At 64.3% G+C, this 23,963-nt stretch carries 25 protein-coding genes; 20 read left to right on the top strand and 5 right to left on the bottom strand.

Annotated features, from left to right (window positions below; all coding sequences use genetic code 11):
• Positions 1–72 precede the first annotated feature (72 nt).
• The 4 genes from LPA37_RS09440 to araD are packed head-to-tail and all read left to right on the top strand — an operon-like array spanning position 73 to position 4,736.
• A complete protein-coding gene (locus tag LPA37_RS09440) occupies positions 73–1,152 on the top strand; it encodes an ABC transporter ATP-binding protein (protein ID WP_229012383.1) in 1,080 nt (359 codons plus the stop codon).
• Positions 1,149–2,027 (top strand): ABC transporter permease, encoded by an 879-nt coding sequence (locus LPA37_RS09435; RefSeq protein WP_228983401.1) that lies wholly within the window; start codon positions 1,149–1,151, stop codon positions 2,025–2,027. The genes LPA37_RS09440 and LPA37_RS09435 overlap by 4 nt, the downstream gene beginning before the upstream one ends.
• On the top strand, positions 2,027–2,947 hold the full coding sequence (locus LPA37_RS09430; RefSeq protein WP_228983400.1) for an ABC transporter permease: 921 nt from the start codon (positions 2,027–2,029) through the stop codon (positions 2,945–2,947). The genes LPA37_RS09435 and LPA37_RS09430 overlap by 1 nt, the downstream gene beginning before the upstream one ends.
• 55 nt (positions 2,948–3,002) lie before the next feature.
• A complete protein-coding gene (araD, locus tag LPA37_RS09425; protein ID WP_229012382.1) occupies positions 3,003–4,736 on the top strand; it encodes an L-arabinonate dehydratase in 1,734 nt (577 codons plus the stop codon).
• 115 nt (positions 4,737–4,851) lie between these two features.
• Here araD and LPA37_RS09420 read toward each other — a convergent pair whose 3' ends face one another.
• Positions 4,852–5,457, bottom strand: coding sequence for a short chain dehydrogenase (locus LPA37_RS09420; RefSeq protein WP_229012381.1), 606 nt, complete (start codon positions 5,455–5,457; stop codon positions 4,852–4,854).
• 158 nt (positions 5,458–5,615) lie between these two features.
• Complete coding sequence (locus LPA37_RS09415; protein WP_228983396.1) at positions 5,616–6,071, bottom strand: DUF3005 domain-containing protein; 456 nt, start codon at positions 6,069–6,071, stop codon at positions 5,616–5,618.
• A gap of 295 nt (positions 6,072–6,366) precedes the next feature.
• Between LPA37_RS09415 and LPA37_RS09410 the strand changes: the two genes are divergently transcribed.
• From LPA37_RS09410 to LPA37_RS09395, 4 genes are all read left to right on the top strand, one after another.
• Positions 6,367–6,600: a hypothetical protein gene (locus tag LPA37_RS09410; protein ID WP_090538000.1), complete on the top strand. Its 234-nt coding sequence runs from the start codon at positions 6,367–6,369 to the stop codon at positions 6,598–6,600.
• A gap of 113 nt (positions 6,601–6,713) precedes the next feature.
• Positions 6,714–7,640: a serine O-acetyltransferase EpsC gene (gene epsC / locus LPA37_RS09405; protein WP_228983394.1), complete on the top strand. Its 927-nt coding sequence runs from the start codon at positions 6,714–6,716 to the stop codon at positions 7,638–7,640.
• Positions 7,641–7,700: 60 nt separating this feature from the next.
• The gene (locus LPA37_RS09400; RefSeq protein WP_229012380.1) at positions 7,701–8,519 is read left to right on the top strand and encodes an AraC family transcriptional regulator; all 819 of its coding nucleotides are present in this window, start codon (positions 7,701–7,703) and stop codon (positions 8,517–8,519) included.
• 120 nt (positions 8,520–8,639) lie between these two features.
• Entirely contained in the window at positions 8,640–9,551 is a 912-nt protein-coding gene (locus tag LPA37_RS09395) for a DMT family transporter (protein ID WP_229012379.1), read from the top strand.
• A 14-nt stretch (positions 9,552–9,565) separates the two neighbouring features.
• Here LPA37_RS09395 and folE read toward each other — a convergent pair whose 3' ends face one another.
• Together folE and LPA37_RS09385 are read right to left on the bottom strand one after the other, a co-directional pair.
• On the bottom strand, positions 9,566–10,192 hold the full coding sequence (folE, locus tag LPA37_RS09390) for a GTP cyclohydrolase I FolE (protein WP_228983391.1): 627 nt from the start codon (positions 10,190–10,192) through the stop codon (positions 9,566–9,568).
• Between the two features lie 65 nt (positions 10,193–10,257).
• Positions 10,258–11,178 carry a LysR family transcriptional regulator gene (locus LPA37_RS09385; RefSeq protein ID WP_228983390.1) on the bottom strand — a complete coding sequence of 307 codons (921 nt, stop codon included), beginning with the start codon at positions 11,176–11,178 and terminating at the stop codon, positions 10,258–10,260.
• A gap of 373 nt (positions 11,179–11,551) precedes the next feature.
• Between LPA37_RS09385 and LPA37_RS09380 the strand changes: the two genes are divergently transcribed.
• The 5 genes from LPA37_RS09380 to pcaC all read left to right on the top strand — a co-directional run bounded on the left by LPA37_RS09380 (position 11,552) and on the right by pcaC (position 15,593).
• On the top strand, positions 11,552–12,241 hold the full coding sequence (locus LPA37_RS09380; protein WP_228983386.1) for a 3-oxoacid CoA-transferase subunit A: 690 nt from the start codon (positions 11,552–11,554) through the stop codon (positions 12,239–12,241).
• A gap of 13 nt (positions 12,242–12,254) precedes the next feature.
• A complete protein-coding gene (locus LPA37_RS09375) occupies positions 12,255–12,917 on the top strand; it encodes a 3-oxoacid CoA-transferase subunit B (RefSeq protein WP_228983383.1) in 663 nt (220 codons plus the stop codon).
• A gap of 104 nt (positions 12,918–13,021) precedes the next feature.
• Positions 13,022–14,401, top strand: coding sequence for a 3-carboxy-cis,cis-muconate cycloisomerase (locus LPA37_RS09370; RefSeq protein ID WP_229012378.1), 1,380 nt, complete (start codon positions 13,022–13,024; stop codon positions 14,399–14,401).
• Between the two features lie 5 nt (positions 14,402–14,406).
• Entirely contained in the window at positions 14,407–15,192 is a 786-nt protein-coding gene (gene pcaD, locus LPA37_RS09365; protein ID WP_229012377.1) for a 3-oxoadipate enol-lactonase, read from the top strand.
• A 2-nt stretch (positions 15,193–15,194) separates the two neighbouring features.
• Positions 15,195–15,593 (top strand): 4-carboxymuconolactone decarboxylase, encoded by a 399-nt coding sequence (pcaC, locus tag LPA37_RS09360; protein ID WP_229012376.1) that lies wholly within the window; start codon positions 15,195–15,197, stop codon positions 15,591–15,593.
• A gap of 6 nt (positions 15,594–15,599) precedes the next feature.
• Here pcaC and LPA37_RS09355 read toward each other — a convergent pair whose 3' ends face one another.
• Positions 15,600–16,310, bottom strand: a complete 711-nt coding sequence (locus LPA37_RS09355) for a TetR family transcriptional regulator (protein WP_229012375.1) — start codon at positions 16,308–16,310, stop codon at positions 15,600–15,602.
• Positions 16,311–16,590: 280 nt separating this feature from the next.
• On the opposite strand from LPA37_RS09355, the gene LPA37_RS09350 reads away from it, so the two are divergent.
• From LPA37_RS09350 to LPA37_RS09320, 7 genes are all read left to right on the top strand, one after another.
• The gene (locus LPA37_RS09350; protein WP_228983371.1) at positions 16,591–18,201 is read left to right on the top strand and encodes a 6-hydroxynicotinate reductase; all 1,611 of its coding nucleotides are present in this window, start codon (positions 16,591–16,593) and stop codon (positions 18,199–18,201) included.
• Between the two features lie 36 nt (positions 18,202–18,237).
• Complete coding sequence (locus LPA37_RS09345; protein WP_229012374.1) at positions 18,238–19,206, top strand: UPF0280 family protein; 969 nt, start codon at positions 18,238–18,240, stop codon at positions 19,204–19,206.
• Positions 19,182–19,772 (top strand): amino acid synthesis family protein, encoded by a 591-nt coding sequence (locus tag LPA37_RS09340; RefSeq protein ID WP_229012373.1) that lies wholly within the window; start codon positions 19,182–19,184, stop codon positions 19,770–19,772. Before LPA37_RS09345 ends, LPA37_RS09340 begins: the two co-directional genes overlap by 25 nt.
• 35 nt (positions 19,773–19,807) lie before the next feature.
• Positions 19,808–20,392, top strand: coding sequence for an amino acid synthesis family protein (locus LPA37_RS09335; RefSeq protein ID WP_229012372.1), 585 nt, complete (start codon positions 19,808–19,810; stop codon positions 20,390–20,392).
• An 87-nt stretch (positions 20,393–20,479) separates the two neighbouring features.
• Entirely contained in the window at positions 20,480–22,420 is a 1,941-nt protein-coding gene (locus tag LPA37_RS09330; protein WP_229012371.1) for an ABC transporter permease, read from the top strand.
• Positions 22,417–23,214, top strand: a complete 798-nt coding sequence (locus LPA37_RS09325; protein ID WP_229012370.1) for an ABC transporter ATP-binding protein — start codon at positions 22,417–22,419, stop codon at positions 23,212–23,214. The genes LPA37_RS09330 and LPA37_RS09325 overlap by 4 nt, the downstream gene beginning before the upstream one ends.
• Complete coding sequence (locus LPA37_RS09320; protein WP_228983353.1) at positions 23,211–23,924, top strand: ABC transporter ATP-binding protein; 714 nt, start codon at positions 23,211–23,213, stop codon at positions 23,922–23,924. The genes LPA37_RS09325 and LPA37_RS09320 overlap by 4 nt, the downstream gene beginning before the upstream one ends.
• Positions 23,925–23,963: the final 39 nt, after the last annotated feature.

Genomic DNA, 23,963 nt, shown 5'->3' with positions numbered 1-23,963 from the left:
CGACGGTACATATGCTGCGGCGGGGCGGGCCCCCCCCCGCGCCCGCCCCGCCGCCAGCTTCAGGAAATTGTCATGAAGTATCACTTTGAGCAGTTGCGCCTCGATTCGGTGTGCCGCAGCTTCACGAACGCCGAGGGTCACGCGGTTGCTGCGTTGCAGGGGCTCGACCTGAACATCCAGCGTGGCGAATTCATCGCGCTGCTCGGGCCTTCCGGTTGCGGCAAATCCACCGCGCTCAATTGCATCGCCGGGCTTCAACCGCTGACGGCCGGCGGCATCTGGCTCGACGACCGGCGCATCGACGTGTTGCCGCCCGAAAAGCGCGGCTTCGGCATGGTGTTCCAGAACTACGCGCTCTTTCCGCATATGTCGGTGCTGGAGAACGTGGGCTTCGGTCTGAAGATGCGCGGCGTCGCGAAGAGCGAAGCCGTGCGACGGGCGCGCGAAGCGCTGCAACTCGTGCAGCTGGTCGGCCATGAGCGCAAGCTTCCCGGACAGCTTTCCGGCGGCCAGCAGCAACGTGTGGCGATTGCGCGGGCGATCGTAATCGAGCCGCCGCTCATTCTGATGGATGAACCGCTGTCGAATCTCGACACCAAACTGCGCATCGAGATGCGTGCTGAAATCCGCCGCATTCACAGCCAGCTCGAACGCGCGACGATTTACGTCACGCACGATCAGGACGAAGCGCTTTCGATGGCCGACCGGATTGTCGTGATGAGAGAAGGCATCGTGCAGCAGGTCGCCACGCCGAAGGAAGTCTACGGACGGCCGAAGAATCTGCATGTCGCGCGCTTCATGGGTTATCGCAATGTTGCGGAGTTCACGCTGGAAGGCATGGAGGGCGAAGGCGTCGCGATGACGGCGAACGGCGTGCGGCTCATCGGCACGCCGATGGAAGCGTTCAACAGCAAGCGCGTGAGCGTCGCGCTGCGTCCGGAGGATATGGAGCGCGCCGCGCCCGGCACGCCGAACGCGTTCGACGCCGACGTGCTGACCGTCGAATACGGCGGCCGCGATTCGCTGATCCGTGTGAAGACGGTGTTCGGTGAACTGTGGGCGCGACTCGCAGGTGAGTTCACCGAAGGCGAGCGCATCAGCCTGTGTGTGCCGCCCTCGCGAACGCTCGTGTATGACGGAGCGGTGCAATGAACGCGGTCACGCTCTCACCGCCACCCGCGCCGCGCGATACCCGCGCGTGGCTCGTCACGCCCGCGCTGATATTCATTCTCGCGCTCTTCATCTATCCGTTCGCGTACGGTCTGGTGCTGTCGTTCCAGCCGACGAACGGCGGCAGCATGTGGGCCAATTACACGACGTTCTTCACCGACACGTCGATGTGGCCGACGATCATCGTCACGCTGAAGCTCGCGGTGCCCGCGACGCTGATCAACGTCGGCGCGTCGATTCCGGTCGCGTTCGCGTTGCGTCGCGATTCGCGCTACCAGAAGTTCGTCACGACACTGCTGGTGATTCCGGTCACGCTCGGCACGGTCCTGATCGCCGACGGCATGCTGACGTATTTCGGCCCGAACGGCTGGTTCCCGCAGGCGTTGCAGGGCATGCATCTGTATTCCGACGAAGTGCGGCTCACGCATAACTACTGGGGCGTGCTGATTTCGCTGATCGTATCGGGCTTTCCGTTCGCGTTTCTGCTCACACTGTCATACGTCACAGGTATCGATCCGCGGCTCGCGAGCGCCGCGGCCACGCTCGGCGCGAGTCCGTGGCAGCAGTTTCGCCAGATCTATCTGCCTTTGCTGGTGCCGGGCCTCACGATGGCCGCGTGTCTGTCGTTCGTGCAGGCGTTTTCGGTGTTTCCGTCGGCGGTGCTGCTGGGTGCGCCCGCGGGGCCCACGCGCGTGATGTCGATTGCCGCGGCCGAAGCGGCGTTCGAAAGCTATGACTATTCGCTTGCCTCCACCATCGCGATGGTGATGGGTTTCGTGCAGCTGCTGGTGGTCGCGGGGATGCTCGGTGCGCGCCGCTTCTTCTACAGCGGACCGGTGACGGGAGGGAAGGGCTGATGACGACCGATCACCACGCCACGCATCCGTGGCCCGCTGATGGCAACCGCAAGAGCGGCAACGACGGCACGCAGCGTTCGGGCCGGCAGCGCACGAGTCTGCCCGATCGTCTGTGGAAAGTGCTCGTATGGGGCGCGATGGTGTTCTTCCTGCTGAACGTCGTGCTGCTGATCGCGACGGTCGCGGTCAACTCGATCGCCACGCGCTGGTTCGGCACGCCGCTGCCGCAGGGTTTCACGCTGCACTGGTACGCGCAGGCGTGGAGCGATTTCCAGCTCGCCAACGTGTTGTGGGTGACCGTCGAGGTCGTGGGCGCAGTGGTGCTGCTGTCGGTCGCGCTCGGCGTCCCGGCGGCCTATGCGCTCGCTCGCGTCCAGTTCCCCGGCAAGCGGGTTGCGATGCTGATCTTCCTGCTGCCGCTGATGGTGCCGCCCGTGACGTACGGCATTCCGATGGCGACCGTGATGTACAAGGTCGGTCTGGCCGGTACGCTCTCCGGTGTGATTCTCGCGAATCTGGTGCCGGCGCTGCCGTTCGTGATTCTCGTGATGACGCCGTTCATCGAGCAGATCGATCCGAACCTCGAATCGGCGGCGCGCATCTTTGGCGCGAACACGTTCCGCTACTTCCGCTACGTGCTGCTGCCGCTGCTGGTGCCCGGCATGCTGGCCGCCGGGCTGCTCGTGCTGGTGCGCACCATCGGCATGTTCGAGCTGACGTTCTTTACAGCGGGGCCCGCCACGCAGACGCTTGTCGTCGCGTTGTATTACGCTGTGTTCTCGACGGGCGTTCGCGCGCCGCAATCGATCGATGCGATGGCGATGATCTACATGGCGATCACGCTGATCTGGGTACTGATCGCATTGCAGTTCGTGAGCCCGACGCAGATCGTGTCGCGTGGGAAGCAGCAGAAGGCCTGACGGCCGCTCCAGCACGCGCCGCGCCGTACGTAGTCAGGACGTTGCTGGAGAGAGCGTGGCCAGACGAAAGACACCTGAAGAACTGCGCAGCCACCGCTGGTATGGCGTGAACGACCTGCGGTCGTTCGGCCATCGTTCGCGCACGGCGCAGATGGGCTTCAGCCGCGAGGAATACGCCGGCAAGCCGGTGATCGCGATCCTCAACACGTGGAGCGAAATGAACGCGTGCCACACGCATTTCAAACAGCGTGTGGAAGAGGTGAAACGCGGCATCTGGCAGGCCGGCGGCTTTCCCATCGAGTTACCGGTGCAGACGCTCGCCGAGCCGTTCCAGAAGCCGACCACGATGCTCTATCGTAACTTCCTCGCGATGGAAGCCGAAGAGACGTTGCGCTCGTACCCCGCCGACGGCGTCGTCCTGATGGGCGGATGCGACAAAACCACGCCCGCGCTCCTGATGGGGGCGATCTCGATGGACCTGCCCGCCATCTACCTGCCCGCCGGCCCGATGCTGCGCGGCAACTGGAACGGCGCGACGCTCGGCTCGGGCTCCGACACGTGGAAATACTGGGCCGACCTGCGCGCGGGCAAGATCACCGAAGAAGACTGGCAGGGCGTGGAAGGCGGCATCGCACGCTCGCCGGGCCACTGCATGACGATGGGCACGGCATCGACGATGACGAGCGCCGCCGAGGCGCTGGGCTTCACGTTGCCGGGTTTCGCGTCGATTCCCGCGCCGGACTCCCGTCATGCGCAGATGTCGGCGAAGACCGGCATGCGGATCGTCGAGATGGTGTGGGAAGACCTGAAGCCGTCGGACATTCTCACGACCGGTTCGATCGACAACGCGGTGACGACGTGTCTCGCGCTATCCGGCTCGACGAACGCGATCGTCCACATGATCGCGGTGGCGCGACGCGCGGGCATCGAACTCACGCTCGAGCGCTACGACGACATCTCGCGCCGCACGCCGGTGCTCGCGAACATCCGTCCGACCGGCGCGTACCTGATGGAAGACTTCTTCTACGCGGGCGGCCTGCCGGCGATGCTCAGCGAACTCGGCGACCTGATCGACGGCTCGCAGAAAACCGTCAATGGCCGCACGATCGGCGAGAACATCGCGGACGCGAAAATTTTCAACGAAGACGTGATCCGCAGTCGCGCCGCGCCGCTTCTGCCCGGCAACGGCCTTGCCGTCCTGCGCGGCAACATCGCACCCGACGGTGCGGTGATCAAACCGGGTGCGGCCGATCCGAAGCTGCTCGTGCACACCGGCCGCGCGGTCGTGTTCCGCGACTATAACGACATGGCGGCGCGCATCGACGACGACGCGCTCGATATCGACGAAAACAGCGTGATCGTGTTGCAGCACGCGGGGCCGGTCGGCGCACCGGGCATGCCGGAGTGGGGCCAGTTGCCGATCCCGAGGAAGCTGCTGGAGAAAGGCGTGCGCGACATGGTGCGCATCTCCGACGCGCGGATGAGCGGCACCAGCTATGGCGCATGTGTGCTGCACGTCGCGCCGGAGTCGTTCATCGGTGGACCGTTCGCGCTGGTCCAGACCGGCGACCTGATCGAACTCGACGTGCCGCAACGCAAGCTGAACGTGCTCGTGCCGGACGATGAACTCGCGCGCCGCAAGGCCGCGTGGGTCCAGCCGGCGCCGCGCTTCGAGCGGGGTTACGGAGCGATGCATCAGGTTCATGTGCTGCAGGCGGACAAGGGCTGCGACTTCGACTTCCTGCAACGCGGCGGCGCGAAGCCCAATGGCGAGCCGGAGATTCACTGAGCGCCGTTCACGCGATGCACGGCTACGCGAGACGACCGTCGCATCCCTCATGGGAATACGACCGCCGTCTCGTGAACTACATGACTAAAAACGCGCGACGTCACGCCGCGCCGGTTCAGTAGCCGACGCGATAAATCTGCCCGGTCTGCGCACCTTCGACGCTACGCAGATAGGCCTGCGCCGCGCGTTTCGCGCTTACCGGTTCGAAGCCGCGGAAAAACGGCGCATAGCCTTCCATCGATTCTTCGAGTACGGTCGGGCTTACCACGTTGATGCGGATGCCGCGCGGCAGCTCGATTGCCGCACCGCGCACGAAACCTTCCAGTGCCAGATTCACCGAGGTCGCGCTCGCGCCGAGGCGGATCGGTTCGTCGGCGAGGATGCCGCTCGTGAGCGTGAACGAGCCGCCATCGTTGATGTACTGATGTGCGCCGAGCACGACGTTGATCTGGCCCATCAGCTTGTCGCGCAGACCGGTCCAGAACTGCTCCACGGTCATCTCCGTGAGCGGGCCGAAGTGTACCTTGCCGGTCGTGGTGATCACGGCGTCCACTTTGCCGATTTCGCGAAAGAGCTTCTCGACGCTTGCCGGGTCCGTGCTGTCGACGCGATACGCGCCGCGCGTCGCGCCTACTTCGACGACTTCATGCCGTGTCTTCAGTTCGCTTGCGACCGCCTGGCCGAGCGTGCCCGTTGCACCGATGACGACAACCTTGTTCATGCTGATACTCCACAAATGGGGAATGGGAAACCGGGAGATATCAATTCCGCCATGACGCGGGCAATCGACACCGGGCACGAATCAAACACGGGTAAAACGTAAAGCCCACGTGCCGCAAGCGACACGCGGGCAAATCAAACACAACAGACGGATGCAGTCTACTTGCCACGCTGCAGTTCGATCACACGCGCCGGCCGTAAATGATTCAACGCGTAGTGAATGCGTCCGCGCTGCCGACGTTCTGCAACCGTGCGTGGGTCGTCGAACTGATAGTCGATGTCATAGGCTTTTTCAGGTGCGACCATGCCCTTGTCGACGAGCGTGCATCCCGGTTCGAGCGCCAGCAGAAGATGATTGCCGCCGACGCGGCTATCGAAGCCGGCGATGTCGCCGAGCATGTCCGGCACGCTGTCGTCGAGTGACGCATTGCTACAGGTCATTTCGTCCGGGCTGATCGCTCCGTGCCCGGCAATTCGTGCCGCTTCATGATTCTTGCCGTCGGTGTCGACGGTGCTGTCGTGTGTGCGATCGTTATGCATCTCGGCGCTGAGCGGCCTTTTTGCCGCGGCATGCGCGGTGTCGCCCTGCGGTTTCTTTACGTCGGTGCTGTTCATGACGCTACCTCCATTCAGGAACGATCAGGTGGAATACCTGGCTGTTCCGTCAGCAAGACCCGTTCCGGCAGCCGCACTTTCAATGTGGGTAAGGGTGCCGCCGGGGTCATCCGCGTGTGCCGTAACTTTTTGCTTTTTTTCCGTAGAACACGCATTTTCTACAGAGTATGATCTTAGTCCGAACGAGATGGCGCGTATTGGCGTATTGAAGAACGGCCGCCGGTGGTCTGGCGGAAGCAGAACACCACGCGTCGTCGCTCATATCATTTACGAGGCAGTCAGGAGCGGGTGACTCATGCACTTCGATGCTGCATTCACACATCGTGGCTACTTGCTGAACTGTGCGCCGGCGCGTTCCGGCGACGGCATGTATCAACCCTATGTCGTGATCTCGCGCTCGAGCGACGGCGAGCTCGTCGCCAACCGTTTTTTCCCCGTCGATCTCCGCTTCTCTGACGAAGCTTCCGCGATCGCACACGCTCGCGACTGGGCCGTGCGCTGGATCGATGCGAGCAGCGTGACGATCTGACTGCCGCGCGGCCTGGTGCGCTGTCCCGGGGCGCGTTACGCGGGCAGACAAAAAACGCGGTAATCTTGGGGACACTTCACTTCGAACCGCACTCCCGTGCGGGTGCCGTCCTCATGTCAAACGTGTCTTCCCATAACTGGGGCCTTGAACAGATCGTCGCCGAATTGCGGGCGTCGCGCGAAGAACTGCATCGAACGCGCCACCCGCGCGGCATCCGCGAACTGCCCTCGCGCGAAGGCGTGATCAATATCGTCGCGGGCCTGCGCGCGGCGCTGTTTCCGACGCACTACGGCGCGCCCGACCTGACGGATGAAAGCGTCGACTATTACGTCGGCCATACGCTTGAAAGCACGCTGCGGCTGCTGGCCGAGCAGATCCGTCGTGCGCTGCGATTTCTGCCGGAATACGCACAGACACCTGACGTCGAACTCAGCGTGCATGCATTCGATGTCGCTCGCGAATTCGGCAAGCAGTTGCCCGGCATTCGCGCGCTGCTCGTGAGCGACATTCACGCTGCGTTCGCGGGCGACCCTGCCGCGCAGCACATCACCGAAATCCTGCTTTGCTATCCAGGCGTGGGCGCGATGACGCATCACCGTCTCGCGCACGCGCTGCACCGGCTCGGCGTGCCGCTGCTCGCGCGCTTCATCAACGAGATCGCGCACTCGGCCACCGGCATCGACATTCATCCGGGCGCGTCGATCGGGCCGAGCTTCTTCATCGATCACGGCACGGGCGTGGTGATCGGCGAGACGGCGATCATCGGCGAGCGTGTGCGCCTGTACCAGGCGGTGACGCTCGGTGCGAAAAGTTTTGCGGCGGATGTGGACGGCTCGCTCGTGAAGGGCAATGCGCGCCATCCGATCGTCGAAGACGACGTCGTGATCTACGCAGGCGCGACGATTCTGGGTCGCGTGACGATCGGCAAGGGCTCGGTGATCGGCGGCAACGTGTGGCTCACGCATAGCGTGCCGCCGGGCAGCAGCGTGTCGCAGGGCAAGATCCGCGAAGGCGAGCGCAGCGACGAGGGCAAACGCTGATGTCGCCGCGCCTGCCCGCATGCATTCGCGCGTCGCATTGGCCTCGCGGCTGAGACTGGCATGCAGCGCGGCCGCGTCCAGATGGTTCGCTGTGCAATCGACGGCCTCGAAGCGACGGTCGCCGAAACGACGCATGCGTTTCCACGCCATTCGCACGACGGTTTCGGTATCGGCGTGATCGTGCGCGGCGGGCAGCGTTCGGCGAGCGGACGCGGTCCGGTCGAGGCGCTCGCCAATGACGTGATCACCTGCAATCCCGGCGAAGTCCACGACGGCAGTCCGCTCGACGCGCGCGGCCGTGCGTGGCACATGCTTTACTTCGCGCCTGCGCTGATGTTCGAGGCAGCGGGCGAACTGACGCAGACGTTCACGCGCGACGTCGAACTGACGCAGCCCGTCACGCACGATCCGTTGCTCAAGATACGGTTCGAACGCCTGTTCGCAGCCGCTGTCGACGATGCCGCGAGTCCCTGTGACATGGCGCGCGAAGAGGCGCTCGTCGCGCTGCTTGCCCATGTCGGCGCGCATCATACGATGCTCACGCCGCCGCGCCTCGCGGCCGCGCCGATCGCACGCGCGAAGGTGCGCATCGACGACGATCCTGCTTCCGCGCTGACGCTCGCCGATCTGGCATCCGAAGCGGGGATGAGCCGCTTCCAGCTGTTGCGCGGTTTCGCGCGGGAACTCGGCCTGCCGCCGCACGCTTACCGGATGCAGCGGCGCGTGGCGCTCGCGCGGCGGCTGATCGCGACCGGCAGCGCGCTCGCCGATGCCGCGGCTGGCGCGGGCTTCGCCGATCAGAGCCACATGACGCGCGCGTTCGTGCGCCTGCTCGGCGTCACGCCCGCGAGTTACGCGGCGGCGATGCGGCGTTCCTGAGCGTCATACCGCGCGGCGTGCTGCCGCGCATCCATTCGTCTCACGCTGCAATTTCATTCAAGACGCGCGTTCGCGCGTGTCCTACGCTGCGTCATATCAATCAGCGGACAAGGACGCAGCATGAATTCACGATCGACTGGCTATCTCTTTTGCGCGCTGGCGATGATCGGCGTGGGCAGCACCGTGGTGGTCAGCAAGACCATCGCGGCCGGCTTGCCGCCTTTCTGCGCTACGGCGTTGCGCTTCGCGATTGCGTTTCCCCTGCTCGCCGCGATCATGCGCATGCGCGGCGCGACGTTCCCGCGTCTGAACCGGCGCGACACGATGCTGGTGATCGCGCAGGCGGGCGCCGGCAGCGTCGGCTATACGGTGTTCCTGATCAGCGGCATGAAGCTCGCTTCGGCCGCCGACGCGGGCGTTATCGCGGGCACGCTGCCTGCCGTCACGGCGGGCGTCGCGATGATCGCGTTCGGCGAGCGACCGCGTCCCGCGCTGATCGGCGCGATCCTGCTCGCGACGGCCGGCGTGCTGGCCTGCACGGTGCGTTTCGACGACATCGAAGGGGCGAGGAACAGCCGCGCGCTGGTGGGTGATGCGCTCGTGCTGGCGGCGGTTTTCTGCGAAGTGCTGTTCATCCTGCTCAACCGCAAGCTGTCAACGCCGGTCCCGGCGTTGCAACTATCGGCGCTGATGAGCGGGATCGGCTTTGCGGTGGCCGTCGTGCCGGCGCTCTTCGAAGCGCCCTGGCGCGGGCACGTCGACAGCGCGGCGATTGCCGGCGTCGTGTACTACGCGCTCGTGCCGACCGTGGCCGGCTTCGTGCTCTGGTACGCGGGCGCCGCGCGGATCAGCGGCTCGGAAGCGAGCCTGACGACAGCGCTCGTGCCGGTGTCGTCTGTCGCGCTCGCTGCGTGGCTGCTGCACGAGCCCGTGAGCGTCGCGCAACTGGGCGGCGTGGCGTGCGTGCTGGGTGCGGTGTTGCTGGCGAGCATGGACGGCCTCGTGCGTGGACGAAGGCGCGCAAGCGCGTGAACACCGCGTCAATCTCAGGTATTCGCCACGCTGACCGTCGACGCATTTCCGACAATCGACAGAAACTCGCGCCGTGTCGAAGGATCGGTGCGGAACGTGCCGAGCATGCGCGACGTGACCATCGCGACACCTGCCTTGTGGACGCCGCGCGTCGACATGCATTGATGCGACGCTTCGAGAATCACGCCGACACCCTTCGGCTGCAGCACCTCGTTGAGCGTATCGGCGATCTGCACGGTCATCTTTTCCTGGATCTGCAGACGCTTGGCGAATGCATCGACGAGGCGCGCGAGCTTCGAGATGCCCACGACGCGACGTTCCGGCAGATACGCCACATGCGCGCGGCCGATGATCGGCACCATGTGATGTTCGCAGTAGCTTTCGAAGCGGATGTCTTTCAGCACGATCATTTCGTCGTAGCCGTCGACTTCGGAAAACGTGCGCGCCAGCAGTTCTTTCGGGTCGACGGTGTAGCCGGCGAAAAACTCCTCGTAGGAACGCACCACGCGCGCCGGCGTATCGAGCAGGCCTTCACGCGCCGGATCGTCGCCGGCCCAGCGCAGCAGCACGCGAACCGCTGCTTCCGCTTCCTCGCGCGTGGGACGAATGGAGGCTTCGTCAGTTTTCGTTGTTCTGGTCATCCGCGGCTCCTGTCAGTTCATGTCTGCCGGTCATTGTTCCATGTTTTGCGAAAGGCCGTCACCGGTTACCTGGGCCATTCGTCCATCGCATCGTTGAACAGCTCCGATACGGCGCCGCGCAGCCAGCCCACGCGTGCGTCGTTATGAAACTTGCGATGCCAGTGTTGCCGCAAATCGAAACGCGGTAGCGGCATCGGCGGCTCGACGATCGTGATCGACGCGTGCTCCGTCACATACGCGAAGCCGATCGCGTGCGGCACCGTCGCGATCAGGTCGGTGCGCGCGAGAATGAACGGCAGGCTCATGAAGTGCGGTGTTTCCAGCACGGCGCGCCGGCGGATGCGCTTTTTCTCCAGATACTGCTCGAGCACTTCCTGGCTGCGTCCTTCGGAGCGCACGACCGCATGCCCGCACGCAATGAACTGTTCGACGGTCAGCGTCTTCGCGAGCGGATGGCCGGTGCGCATCAGACAGATGAAGCGGTGCGTGAAGAGCCGTTGCTGAAAGAAGTTGTTCCCCGACAGATCCGGGAAGAATCCGACGGCCAGATCGACGTCGCCCGATTCGAGTCCGCGCTCGACGTGAGCGGGCGTAAGCGTCACCGAACGCAGGTTCGCGTGCGGCGCGCGCTGCGCGAACAGCTGCAAAAGACGCGGCAAAAACACGATTTCGCCAACATCGGAGAGCGCGATCGAAAACGTGTGCGTCGACGTGGCGGGGTCGAACTCCTCTGAATCGATCAGTCCGCTTTCGATGCGGCTCAGCGCCTCGCGTGCGGCCGGTATCAGCATGAGCGCGCGGGGCGTCGGCTCCATCCCGCGCGACGTGCGCACGAAGAGCGGATCGCCGAAGTACTCGCGCAGACGTCCGAGCGCCGTGCTCACGCGCGGCTGGCTCACGCCGAGGCGTTCGGCGGCGCGGCTCACGTTGCGCGTGTCTTCCATCGCGACGAGATAAGGAATCAGGTTCAGATCGAGTTCAGGCATGACGGCCACGGACCATTATCGGCATAACGCATACACGATAACGGCAAAATCGCCTTGCCGCATATTGGGGGAAGCGCCCACGCCGCGCCTGCCCGGTGCGCTGCCTTGCCTTTTGCCGCGCAAGGTAGATGATGAAAGTCCCCGCCTTGACAGGCCTGCGGGATGCCGGCCATAATGCGCCAGAACGTTCGCTAAACGAATCGTTGTTCGTATATAGAACAAATCGGTAAAACAGCAGTCACGGACAGACCAGCACATAGCGGGCATGTGGCGCGTATCCGGAACCCGGCGGCGCGCAGTCAACACGACGCGGAGACGGTGCCATGCAGCTTCCTGAAGCAGCGCGGCGCAAGGCGTCCAACAGGGAACTGGCATGATCAACAAGATTTTCGAATCACTTCAGTCGGCGGTCGCCGACGTCAACGACGGCGCCACGGTCATGATCGGCGGCTTCGGTACGGCGGGCATGCCGTCCGAGCTTATCGACGCGCTGATCGGGCAGGGCGCGCGCGAACTCACGATCGTCAACAACAACGCCGGCAATGGCGACATCGGCCTCGCCGCGTTGCTGAAGGCAAAGCGCGTGCGCAAGATCATCTGCTCGTTTCCGCGCCAGACCGACTCGTATGTGTTCGACGCGCTCTATCGCGCGGGTGAGATCGAACTCGAACTGGTGCCGCAGGGCAATCTGGCCGAACGTATCCGCGCGGCGGGTGCGGGCATCGGCGGTTTCTTCACGCCGACGGGTTACGGCACGAAGCTCGCCGAAGGCAAGGAAACGCGTCTGATCGACGGCAGGCATTACGTGCTTGAAGCGCCGCTGCATGCCGATTTCGCGTTGATCAAGGCGCTCAGGGGCGACCGCTGGGGCAATCTGGTGTACCGCAAGACAGCACGCAACTTTGGTCCGGTCATGGCAAGCGCGGCGAAGGTCGCGATCGCGCAGGTATCGGAAGTGGTGCCGCTCGGCGCGCTCGATCCGGAAGTGATCGTGACACCCGGCATCTTCGTGCAGCGCGTGATCGCGGTGCCGCAAGCGGCCCGGCAAACCGCCGCGGCGTGAGAGGAGACACAACATGAAACGACTGACCCGCGATGAAATGGCAAAGCGCGTCGCGCAGGATATTCCTGAAGGCGCGTATGTGAACCTCGGTATCGGCGTGCCGACGCTCGTCGCCAATCACCTCGACGCGAACAAGGAAATCTTCCTGCACAGCGAGAACGGTCTGCTTGGCATGGGCCCGGCGCCCGCCAAAGGCGAGGAAGACGACGAACTCATCAACGCCGGCAAGCAGCACGTCACGCTGCTGACGGGCGGCGCGTATTTCCATCACGCGGATTCGTTCGCGATGATGCGTGGCGGCCACCTTGACTTCTGCGTGCTCGGCGCGTTCCAGGTATCGGCGAAGGGCGATCTCGCGAACTGGCACACCGGCGCACCCGACGCCATTCCGGCCGTGGGCGGCGCGATGGATCTGGCGATCGGCGCGAAGCAGGTCTACGTCATGATGGAACATCTGACGAAGCAGGGCGAGAGCAAGATCGCCGCCGAATGCACGTATCCGGTGACGGGCGTGAACTGCGTCGACCGTATCTATACGGACCTCGCCGTGATCGACGTGACGCCGCAAGGGCTTGCCGTGCGCGAGATCTGCTCCGATATCGGCTTCGACGAACTCGAGAAGCTGACGGGCGTTCCGCTCATCGACGCCACGCGGGCCGCCGCCAGCGCAGCGTAAACACGGCGTGACGGTCGCGTGGCGCCCGGCGACAATGACGCCTCGCGCCGCGCGTGTTGCTTGCACCGCGGTTTTCGTTCTCTTCTTCGATTGCTGACGCCACCATGCTCGAAGCCAGCGCCCGCCTGACGGGCCTTATCTGCGGTACGCAGCCGATGAACGACCTCTGGTCGCCGCGCGCCACGTTACAGCGGATGCTCGACGTCGAAGCGGCGCTTGCGCGCGCGTCGGCGGCCCATAGTGTCATTCCGCACGCGGCCGTGGCCGCCATAGAAGCGGCGTGTCACGCCGATCAGCTCGACGCCGACGCGCTCGCCCGCGACGCCGCGCTCGGCGGCAATCTCGCGATTCCTCTCGTCAGGCAGCTCACCGCACGTGTGAAAGCGGCGGATGCGGAAGCGTCGAAATACGTGCACTGGGGCGCGACGAGTCAGGACATCATCGATACCGCGACGGTGCTGCAACTGCGCGACACGCTCGACCTGCTCGACGCGACGTTGCGTCCGACCTGTGACGCGGTCGCCGCGCTCGCGCGCACGCATCGCGCGACGCCGATGATCGGCCGCACGTGGCTGCAACAGGCGCTACCGATCACGCTCGGTCTGAAATTCGCGCAATGGCTCGATGCGTTGCTGCGTCATCAGGACCGGCTCGACGCGTTGCGCGCGCGCGTGCTCGTGCTGCAGTTCGGCGGCGCGGCGGGCACGCTCGCGAGTCTGCGCGACGCGGCGCCGGCTGTTACGCAGGCGCTGGCGAAAGACCTCGGCTTGCAGGTGCCCACGCTGCCGTGGCATACGCAACGCGATCGCATCGCGGAAACGGCTTCCGTGTTTGGCATGCTGATCGGCACGCTCGGCAAGATCGCACGCGATATCTCGCTGCAGATGCAGACCGAACTGGGTGAGCTCGGCGAACCGGTTGCAGCAGGAAAAGGCGGCTCATCGACGATGCCGCACAAGCGCAATCCTGTCGGCTGCGCGGCCGTGCTGACGGCCGCCGCGCGCGCGCCGGGGCTCGTCGCCACTGTGCTGGCCGGCATGGTTCAGGAACACGAGCGCGCGCTCGGCGGCTGGCAGGCCGAGTGGGACGCGTTGCCCGACCTCGCGCGCCTCGCGGGCGGCGCGCTCGCGAACATCGAACAGATCGCAGCGGGCCTCGACGTCAACATCGAACGCCTCGCGGCGAATCTCGAAGTCACGCATGGACTGATTCTCGGCGAAGCGGTGATGCTCGCGCTCGGCGACAGGATCGGCCGGCTCGACGCGCATCATCTCGTCGAGCACGCTTCGAAAGCGGCCGTGCAGTCGGGCCAGTCGCTCTTCGAGGTGCTTTCCGCGGATTCGAACGTCACGCAGCACCTTCCGGTCGCGCAGCTGAAACGGCTGCTCGATCCCGCACAGTATGTCGGCCAGGCGCACGCGTATGTGGACGCCGCGCTGGCTCTTTACACCGCGCGCGCGGATCGCGCCAACCATCAGGAGTAACGGCAATGCCCTACGCCGCAGTGAATGGCACAGAGCTTCATTATCGTGTGGACGGCGAGCAGAACAGCAACGCCCCGTGGATCGTGTTTTCCAACTCGCTCGGCAGCGACCTGTCGATGTGGACGCCACAGGTTGGCGCGTTCTCGAAGCACTTTCGCGTGCTGCGTTACGACACACGCGGTCATGGTCACTCCGCTGCGCCGCAAGGTCCGTACACGATCGAACAGTTGACGGGCGACGCGCTCGGCCTGATGGACACGCTCAAGATCGAACGCGCGCATTTCTGCGGCCTTTCGATGGGCGGCCTGACGGGCGTCGGTCTCGCGGCGCGGCACGGCGACCGTCTGGATCGCGTCGTGTTGTGCAACACGGCGGCGCGCATCGGCTCGCCCGAGGTGTGGGTGCCGCGTGCGGCGCGCGCGCGTGGCGAAGGCATGCTGGCGCTCGCCGATGCGGTGCTGCCGCGCTGGTTCACGGCGGGCTTTTTCGAGCGCGAGCCGCTGGTGCTCGCGCAGATTCGCGATGTGTTCGTGCATACGGACAACGAAGGCTACGCGTCGAACTGCGAGGCGATCGACGCCGCCGACCTGCGTCCGGAAACACCCGGCATCAAGGTGCCGGCGCTGGTGATTTCCGGCACGCACGATCTTGCCGCGACGCCGGCGCAGGGACGCGAACTGGCCGGAGCCATCCCGGGTGCGCGCTACGTCGAGCTCGACGCCTCGCATCTTTCCAACATCGAGCAGGCCGACGTCTTCACGAAGACCGTGCTCGACTTTCTGGCGGAGTAACCATGACCGATGACGAACGCTACGAAGCGGGCCTCGATGTGCGGCGCGCGGTGCTGGGCGAGGCACATGTCGACCGGTCGCTGGCGAACCGCACCGAGCTGACTTCGGAGTTCCAGAATCTCATCACACGCTATGCGTGGGGCGAAATCTGGACGCGTGAAGGATTGCCGCGCCACACGCGCAGCCTGCTGACGATCGCGATGATGGTCGCGCTCAACCGCGGCGAAGAACTGGCCCTGCATCTGCGCGCCGCGAAGAACAATGGCGTCACGCGCGACGAGATCAAGGAAGTGCTGATGCAGACGGCGATCTATTGCGGCGTGCCGGCCGCGAATTCCGCGTTCCATCTCGCGGACAAGCTGTTCGGCGAGGAAGATGCCGCCGCTGCGGCAAAACCGTAACGCGTATCAGGCGGCGGGCGTCCGTGCCGCCGCCGTAGGTGCCGCATCTTCGACCGGCACGTGTATCAGCACCGCCCGCAATACGGTCTCCGTGATCACCTCGCGCCAGTGCGCGAGTTTTGCCTTGTCCATCAACGCTTCGCCGAGAAACGCGCCGAGTGTGTACTGGTTGGCGTTATAAAAATACCCCAGCGATGCAATCATGATGTACACGTCGCGCGCTTCGACGCTCTCGCGAAACACGCTTTTCGCCTTGCCGGCGTCCAGTACCCTGGCGACAACGGAAATCGCGTAACCGGAAATCTCGCGCAGCTTCGACGACTTCTTCGAATGCTTGCCCTGATGGAGGTTCTCGCTCGACAGCAGCGTGACGAATTCCGGATGATCGAGGTAATACTGCCAGACGAATTCGATCATCTGCGCGAGTCCGCGCGCCGGGTTGTCCAGATCGAGATCGAGCCTGCTCTCGGCCTCGTTGAACTGCGAGTAGATGGTCTCCAGCACTTCGACGAATAACTGCTCCTTGCTGCCGAAGTAGTAGTAGATCATCCGGTCGTGCGACTTCGCGGTCTTCGAAATGCTTTCGATGCGACCGCTCGCATAGCCCTGCTTCGCAAACACCTTGATGGCGGCACGAAGAATCTTCGCGCGCGTGTCCTGCGCCTGTTTTGCGCGGATGCCGGTCGCGCCCGGTTTGCGTGCAGCGGGTGTGCTCATGGGCAAGCTCGTCAGGGCTTATCAGAATGTAAGCAAGGGTGTCAGTCGTGACTGCGATGGCGCGCTGCAACAACCCTCGCTGCGGGCAAAAGGCGTTGCGCAGTCAATTTTGATCAGGTAGATTTCAACCAGAATTGGTGTAGCGGATACTACACGAACGGTGAGTGAACGCAACATCAAACACAATCAGACCGGATGCGCATCATACGAAAGTGCCCTGAAACAGGGGGTTTTCGTCAACCGGGCAGGACCCTGTAATGTCGTCGTATGGAACTCCGCCATGACTGAACATACGAAGGTCGATTTCGGTGCAGAGCGTGTCGATGGCGAAGTTGCGTCGACGCCGGGTCCCACCGTGCTCGAAAAGTCGGCGCCGCGCAGCGAGCGGATGGCGTCGAACAAGATCGAATGCAACGCGTGTCCGGTGCTGTGCCAGATCTCCGACGGCCGCACCGGTGCGTGCGATCGTTACGCGAACGCGCAGGGCAGACTGATTCGCGTCGATCCGGTGGTGTTCGTGTCGCGCGCGGCGGTATCCGGTGCCGAAAAGCCGGCGGTCGCGTTTGGCGCCGCTTCGTCTTCGTCGTCGCTCGCCGGGGCGCAGCCTGACGAGCAGGAGCAGGCGCTGTTCGTGACGGGCGTGGGCGCATCCTCGACCTATCCTGACTACAAGCCCGCGCCTTTCATCGTGTCGTCGAAACTCGACGATGTCGATATGGTCACCGTGGTGACCGAAGGCATCTTCAGCTACTGCAGTTTCAAGGTAAAGATCGACACCGACCGCTTTCTCGGGTCCGAGCAATCGAACGTGCGTTGCAACGGCGAGATCGTCGGTCACGTGACGACGGCCGAATATGGCTCGCAGATGCTGAGCCTTGGCGGCGTGCATCATCTGACGGGCGGCAGCAAGAAGGAAGGGCGCGTGACATGCGACATGATGCTCGCGCTCGGCAACAAACAGGCAGTCGAACTCGCGATCGACGGCGGTGCGAGCCTCATCATTCGCGCAGGCGCCGCACCCATCGTGGATGGCGTGGAGGAACAGCGGATGCGCGTCGGCTGCGGCTCGGCGACCATCGGCATTTTCGCCAGGCAGTGGTTCGGGCATGTCGACGAAGTGGTCGTCGTCGACGATCACATTACCGGCGTGCTCACGGAACACCAGGCCGGCCGCTGTCTCGGCATGGAGCGTTCGGGCCTCCGGATTCGCGGACGTAAATCGACGCCTGGCCGCTATTTTCAGGTTGCCAATCCTGGCACGGGCTGGGGTGGCACGGACATTCAGGACCCGCTTGCGATCATCGAAGGTTTCGATCCCGCGATAGCGCGCCCGGGCATGCGCTTTCTGATGGTGTCCACAACCGGCGAGCACGCGCAATGGTATGAACTCGATCAGCATCTCGTGCCGCGGATCGCAACGATGCCTGACGTCGTGCGGCGCACTGTCGAGCGTATCGGCGAGAACTGCGAGCCATCGCTTGCGACGGTATTGTTTATCGGCGGCGCGGGCGGCAGCCTGCGCGCGGGCGCGACCGAAAACCCCGTGCTGCTGACGCGCGCCATCAAGCAGCGCCTCGTGAACGTGACCTGCGGCGGTGCACCGGCCTATGTGTGGCCGGGCGGCGGTATCACGGTGATGGTGGACGTGGCGCGCATGCCCGAACGTTCGTTCGGCACGGTGCCGACGCCCGCGATCGTCGCGCCGATCGAGTTTTCGATGACGCTCGATGCCTATCGCGATCTGGGGGGGCATCTCGAAGCGGTCCGGTCGCTGGAAAGCGTGCTGGCGAACGGGCCGGATCATCTGGAGGGCGCGCCGCTCGCGCGCCGCACCATGGCGCGCAACGCCGCCAATCCGTGGCCGCTCGGCAAACCGCCGATGCTGGGTTAGGCGCATTTATTCCTGTCCTGTCAGGCGACCCATGCAATGAACGCAACCCGCATGCAACTCGACGACCGCCGCTGGCACTGGCAGCACGGACCGATCGACCTGATCGTCGCCGCCGATGGAGACGAAGTTACGCTGCACTTCGCGCACGAGGCGGGCTGGCAGCGGTTCTCGACCGTGCTCGCGGAACTCGTGTCGGAACTCGCGGTGCTGAGGGCGCCGCTGGCGCCGGATGCCGTTGAGAGTGACAACCCGTGCGCAGGCAGCGTTGCACGCCGCATGTGGCAGGCATGTCATGCGCACCGTGCGCGTTACATCACGCCGATGGCCGCCGTCGCGGGCAGCGTGGCCGACGAGCTGATCGAATCGTTCCGGCAGCCGGGCATTTCGCGCGGGTTCATCAACAACGGGGGTGACATCGCGCTGCATCTGACCGAAGGGGTGACGTGGCGCGTCGGCGTTTTCAGCGATCTGGCCGTGTTTGACGGCACCCCGCTCGGTGCGCGTGAATCGTTCGACGCAAATCTCACACTCGATGCGACGCAGCCGGTTCGCGGCATCGCAACGAGCGGCTGGCGCGGCCGCAGCTTCAGCCTTGGCATCGCGGACAGCGTGACGGTGCTAGCCCGCACGGCGGCCGATGCCGATGCCGCGGCCACGATGATCGCCAACGCGGTCAATCTCGATCATGCCGGTATCATGCGGCGTCCGGCGTCCTCGCTAAAGGACGACAGCGATCTTGGCGACATGCTGGTTACGGCCGGCGTACCGCCGTTGCCGCAACCGCTGATCGATTTCGCACTCGCGAGCGGCGCACGCGAAGCGGCGCGTCTGCGCGAGTGCGGTTTGATCGTAAGCGCGGCGCTATTTCTGCAACGACGCGCGCGAGTCGTAGGCGTGATGGATCGCGGCGCGTCGACCCCAGCCGTGCCTGTCGCCTGCACGAATGGCATGCCACACATCATTCCAGAGACGGAGGCCCCGTGTTCGAAATACGCCGCGTGCTGACGCACGTCGAGGACATTTTCCACGAGTTCGGTCCCGCGCCGGCGAAGCCGTTGCGCCGCGGCGCGATTGCCGCGGTGATGACGAATCCTTTCGCCGGCCGCTATGAAGCGGAAATCCAGCACGCGATGGAAGCGCTCAAGCCGATCGGTTTCGATCTCGCACAACGGCTGCTCCTGGCGATGAACGTCCCGCATGCGTCGATTGAAGGTTATGGCAAGGGTGCGATCGTCGGCGCGGCGGGTGAACTCGAACATGGCGCGCTATGGCACGTCCCGGGCGGTTACGCGATGCGCGAACTGCTCGAGAAGAACGGCGTGCCGACGAACGCGATCGTGCCTTCCACCAAGAAAGTGGGTGCGCCGTCCACCGCGCTCGATGTACCGCTCACACACGTCAACGCCAGCTACGTGCGCAGCCATTTCGATGCAATCGAAGTGCGCGTGCCGGGTTCGCCGGCGGCAAACGAAATCGTCTATATCCTCGCGATGAGCACGGGGCAGCGTGTGCACGCACGAGTCGGCGGTCTTGCCAAAGAGGCGATCGCGGGAAAAGACGGACTGCGCTAGACAGCGCTGGATCAGACGCATCGATGGAGATCGAAATGACAGTCAAGCTTCGCAAGCTGGTCGTGCAGGTCGAGGAAACGCGTGTCGAAATGGGCCAGGCGGTCGAGCCGCCCACGCGTCGCGCGGTTGCGATCGCGGTGATGGAAAATCCGTATGCGGGACGTTACGAACAGAACCTCGATGCGCTGATCGCCGCAGGCGAGGAACTGGGCGGCCTGCTCGGCCAGAAGTGTGTCGAGGCGCTCGGCATCAGCCCAGGCGATGCGCAAAGTTATGGCAAAGCCGCGATCGTCGGCGAAGCGGGTGAACTCGAACACGCGGCAGCGGTGCTTCATCCGAAACTGGGCGCGCCGTTGCGCGTCGCGGTGGGAAAAGGCGCGGCGCTCGTGCCGTCGGCGAAAAAGATGGGCACGCTCGGCACCGCGATCGATGTGCCGCTCGGTCATAAAGACGCCGCCTACGTGCGCAGTCATTTCGATGCCATCGAAGCGCGTGTGCCGGATGCGCCGCGCGCGAATGAAATCGTCGTGGCCGTCGCGGTGACGTCGTCAGGGCGTCCGCTTGCCCGCATCGGCGGATTGCAGGTTAGCGAGATCAAGGGCGAAGACGGTTTGCGCTGATTAATTTCGCTGTTAGCGTGTCGGGGGAAACGGGATGTTCCCGATGCGTCTGAATGGCGCTGAATTGCAAGGCCGTTAAGGGCGACGATGCTTTCGAATCTGCTGGTACAACTTGTCAACGGACTGGCCGATGCGTCAGCGCTCTTTCTCGTCGCGGCGGGACTGTCGCTGATCTTCGGCGTGACGCGCATCGTCAATTTCGCGCACGGCTCGTTCTACATGATCGGCATTTACGTGGCGTACAGCATAGCGAGCCGTTTTGGCGCGACGTCGGCCGGATTCTGGCTGTCGGTGGTCGCGGCCGCACTGGTCGTTGCCGTACTCGGCGCGCTGGTCGAGATGATCGTGCTCAGGCGGATTTATCGCGCACCCGAACTGTTTCATCTGCTCGCGACGTTTGCCCTTGTGCTGATCTTTCGCGACGCCGCGTTGTGGCTCTGGGGGCCGGAGGATCTGTTCGGTCCGCGCGCACCGCATCTGGCAGGTGCCGTCGATCTGCTTGGGCATCCGCTGCCAACCTATGATATCGCGCTGATCGTGACCGGTCCGCTTGTACTGCTGGCGCTCTGGTATGGCCTCACGCGCACGCGCTGGGGCACGCTCGTGCGTGCCGCGACGCAGGACCGCGAGATGCTCGGCGCGCTCGGCATCAATCAGGCGTGGCTCTTTACCGGCGTGTTCTTTGTCGGTGCGTTTCTCGCGGGCCTTGGCGGCGCGTTGCAGGTGCCGCGCATGTCGGCGAATCTTTCGCTGGACCTTGAAACCATCGGCAACGCGTTCGTGGTCGTGGTGGTCGGCGGCATGGGCTCCATTCCCGGTGCGTTCGTCGCGGCGCTGCTGATCGCGGAAATCAAGGCACTGTGTATCGGGATCGGTCATGTGTCGATCGGCGGCATCGATCTTTCGCTAAGCAAGTTCACGCTGGTGGCCGACTTCGTCGTGATGGCGATCGTGCTGGTAATGCGCCCCTGGGGCCTGTTCGGGCGTGCGACGGCAGCCGTGCGCGGAATGGCCGCCGCCGAGGCGCCGATACGCCCGGCGGGCAGGCGCCTGCGCGTGCTGGCTATCGCTACGCTGGTCGTACTTGCCGTCGCACCGCTTGGCGCCGGCGTGTTTCCGTATATGCCGGTACTCCTCGTTGAAATCCTGATCGCCGTGCTGTTCGCGGCGAGCCTGCATTTCATCATGGGACCGGGCGGCATGCATTCGTTCGGTCACGCAGCGTATTTCGGGCTCGGCGCTTACGGCGCCGCGCTCTTTCTCAAGGTTCTGAATCTGCCGATGGAAGCGGCGTTGCTGCTGGGTCCATTGCTTGCCGTGGGTGGCGCGCTCGTTTTCGGCTGGTTTTGCGTGCGGCTCTCCGGTGTGTATCTCGCGATGCTCACGCTCGCATTCGCACAGATCGTGTGGTCCGTGGTCTTTCAGTGGGACGACGTGACGGGCGGCAGCAACGGCATTCTGGGCCTGTGGCCGTCGAACTGGCTGTCGTCGCCCGTGGCGTATTACTACCTCACGCTGGTGTGCGCGGCGATCGGCGTGTGGCTGTTGCGCAGGATGCTGTTTTCTCCGCTGGGCTACGCGATGCGCGCATCGCGCGATTCCGTGCTGCGCGCCGAGGCGATCGGCATCGACGTGAAGCGTGTGCAATGGGTCGCGTTCGTGATTGCCTCGCTCTTCTGCGGTCTTGCGGGATCGCTGTACGCCTTTTCCAAAGGCACGATCTCACCGGAAGTGATCAGCATCAGCCGCTCGGTCGACGGCCTCGTGATGGTCCTGCTAGGCGGTCTGCAGACGTTGACCGGGCCGATCGTCGGCGCGGCCGTATTCACCTGGCTGCAGGACACCGTGGCGCGTCAGACCGATTACTGGCAGGCGCTGCTCGGCGTCACCATCCTGCTGCTGGTGATCGCGTTTCCGCAAGGCATCGTCGGCTTTATCCGCGACCGCTTTGGCGACGATGACGAAAGCACGCGAAACGGCACGGCGACCACTAAAGCGCCTGGCGCCGCGATGAAGGAGGGTCTGTGAGCCTGCTGCGCGTATCCGGCCTTTCGCGGTCGTTCGGCGGATTAAAGGCCGTCGACGATGTCTCGTTCGATCTCGAAGCGGGGCAACTGCTTGCGTTGCTCGGTCCGAACGGCGCGGGCAAATCGACCTGCTTCAATATGGTCAACGGGCAACTCCGGCCGTCGGCGGGATCGATCGTGTTCGACGGACATGAACTCGTCGGCAGGCGGCCACGCGATATCTGGCGGCTCGGTGTGGGCCGCACGTTCCAGATCGCCGCGACCTTCAATTCGATGACGGTGCTCGAAAACGTGCAGATGGCGCTCGTTTCCCGCGAACGAAAGCTCTTCGGGTTATGGAAAGCAGCCTCGTCGTGGTTCGCGGATGAAGCCCTGCACCTGCTCGAACAGGTCGGCATGGCCGACGACGCGCATCGCGCATGCGGCGTGCTCGCCTATGGCGACGTCAAGCGCGTCGAGCTGGCGATTGCACTGGCGAACCGTCCGAAGCTGCTGCTCATGGATGAACCTACCGCCGGCATGGCGCCGGGAGAACGCAGCGATCTGATGGCGCTCACGCGGCGTCTCGCCACCGACCACCAGATCGGTGTGCTGTTCACGGAGCACAGCATGGATGTCGTTTTCGCGAGCGCCGACCGGATGATCGTGCTCGCGCGCGGCAAGCTGATCGCGGAGGGCGACGCCGATACGATACGTAACGATGCGCACGTGCAGGAAGTGTATTTCGGCACCGGCAAGACGTTTCAGCCGCGCGCGTCGCTTGCGGGAAACGGGCCAGCGGGAGTGCCGCAATGAGCGAACCTGTGCTGAAAGTATCCGGCCTGAACGCGTTCTACGGTCGCGCTCACATTCTGTTCGACGTCGGCTTTGAAGTGGCGCGTGGCGAAGTCGTCGCGCTGATGGGCCGCAACGGGGCAGGCAAATCGACCACGATGAAAGCGGTCATGGGGCTGTTGCCGCGCAAGCAGGGCTCGGTGACGTTCCGCGGCGCGGACATCACGACGTTGCCGCCGTATCGCATCGCCCGCCTCGGCATGGGTTTCGTGCCGGAAGACCGGCGCGTGTTCAGCGATCTCACGGTGATGGAGAATCTCGATGCCGGCCGTCAGCCGCCGCGCGAAGGCGCACCGCACTGGACGCCCGAAAAGCTCTTTCGCCTGTTTCCGAATCTCGGCGAAATGCCGAGGCGGCCGGGCGGCCAGATGAGCGGCGGCGAGCAGCAGATGCTGACGGTCTCGCGCACACTGATGGGCAATCCGTATCTCGTGCTGCTCGATGAACCGTCGGAAGGCGTTGCGCCCGTCATCGTCGAACAGATGGCGAACATGATTCTCGAATTGAAGCGCGACGGGCTGTCGATACTGCTGTCGGAACAGAACCTGCATTTCGCGGAACTGGTCAGCGATCGCGCCTACGTGCTTGAAAAAGGACAGATCCGGTTTAGCGGCACGATCGGCGAACTCGCGAAGAACGAAACCGTCAGGCGCGCGTATCTGAGCGTTTGACGGTTTCTGGATGCAGGCTCCGGTCGCAGCACTCACGTC

The organism is Paraburkholderia gardini (assembly GCF_907164545.1).
GTDB lineage: Bacteria > Pseudomonadota > Gammaproteobacteria > Burkholderiales > Burkholderiaceae > Paraburkholderia > Paraburkholderia gardini.
This window is presented reverse-complemented; position numbering and strand designations above follow the sequence as displayed.

Excerpts from the sequence above, each read along its gene's own strand:
- LPA37_RS09320 (WP_228983353.1), top strand. The coding sequence starts at position 23,211 with ATGAGCGAACCTGTGCTGAAAGTATCCGGCCTGAACGCGTTCTACGGT.
- pcaD (WP_229012377.1), top strand. The coding sequence starts at position 14,407 with ATGCCCTACGCCGCAGTGAATGGCACAGAGCTTCATTATCGTGTGGAC.
- LPA37_RS09420 (WP_229012381.1), bottom strand. The coding sequence starts at position 5,457 with ATGAACAAGGTTGTCGTCATCGGTGCAACGGGCACGCTCGGCCAGGCG.
- LPA37_RS09430 (WP_228983400.1), top strand. The coding sequence starts at position 2,027 with ATGACGACCGATCACCACGCCACGCATCCGTGGCCCGCTGATGGCAAC.
- LPA37_RS09385 (WP_228983390.1), bottom strand. The coding sequence starts at position 11,178 with ATGCCTGAACTCGATCTGAACCTGATTCCTTATCTCGTCGCGATGGAA.
- LPA37_RS09380 (WP_228983386.1), top strand. The coding sequence starts at position 11,552 with ATGATCAACAAGATTTTCGAATCACTTCAGTCGGCGGTCGCCGACGTC.
- LPA37_RS09400 (WP_229012380.1), top strand. The coding sequence starts at position 7,701 with ATGCAGCGCGGCCGCGTCCAGATGGTTCGCTGTGCAATCGACGGCCTC.
- LPA37_RS09440 (WP_229012383.1), top strand. The coding sequence starts at position 73 with ATGAAGTATCACTTTGAGCAGTTGCGCCTCGATTCGGTGTGCCGCAGC.
- LPA37_RS09415 (WP_228983396.1), bottom strand. The coding sequence starts at position 6,071 with ATGAACAGCACCGACGTAAAGAAACCGCAGGGCGACACCGCGCATGCC.
- LPA37_RS09355 (WP_229012375.1), bottom strand. The coding sequence starts at position 16,310 with ATGAGCACACCCGCTGCACGCAAACCGGGCGCGACCGGCATCCGCGCA.
- LPA37_RS09330 (WP_229012371.1), top strand. The coding sequence starts at position 20,480 with ATGCTTTCGAATCTGCTGGTACAACTTGTCAACGGACTGGCCGATGCG.
- LPA37_RS09345 (WP_229012374.1), top strand. The coding sequence starts at position 18,238 with ATGAACGCAACCCGCATGCAACTCGACGACCGCCGCTGGCACTGGCAG.
- pcaC (WP_229012376.1), top strand. The coding sequence starts at position 15,195 with ATGACCGATGACGAACGCTACGAAGCGGGCCTCGATGTGCGGCGCGCG.
- LPA37_RS09370 (WP_229012378.1), top strand. The coding sequence starts at position 13,022 with ATGCTCGAAGCCAGCGCCCGCCTGACGGGCCTTATCTGCGGTACGCAG.
- LPA37_RS09375 (WP_228983383.1), top strand. The coding sequence starts at position 12,255 with ATGAAACGACTGACCCGCGATGAAATGGCAAAGCGCGTCGCGCAGGAT.
- LPA37_RS09435 (WP_228983401.1), top strand. The coding sequence starts at position 1,149 with ATGAACGCGGTCACGCTCTCACCGCCACCCGCGCCGCGCGATACCCGC.
- LPA37_RS09395 (WP_229012379.1), top strand. The coding sequence starts at position 8,640 with ATGAATTCACGATCGACTGGCTATCTCTTTTGCGCGCTGGCGATGATC.
- folE (WP_228983391.1), bottom strand. The coding sequence starts at position 10,192 with ATGACCAGAACAACGAAAACTGACGAAGCCTCCATTCGTCCCACGCGC.
- LPA37_RS09410 (WP_090538000.1), top strand. The coding sequence starts at position 6,367 with ATGCACTTCGATGCTGCATTCACACATCGTGGCTACTTGCTGAACTGT.
- epsC (WP_228983394.1), top strand. The coding sequence starts at position 6,714 with ATGTCAAACGTGTCTTCCCATAACTGGGGCCTTGAACAGATCGTCGCC.
- LPA37_RS09335 (WP_229012372.1), top strand. The coding sequence starts at position 19,808 with ATGACAGTCAAGCTTCGCAAGCTGGTCGTGCAGGTCGAGGAAACGCGT.
- LPA37_RS09350 (WP_228983371.1), top strand. The coding sequence starts at position 16,591 with ATGACTGAACATACGAAGGTCGATTTCGGTGCAGAGCGTGTCGATGGC.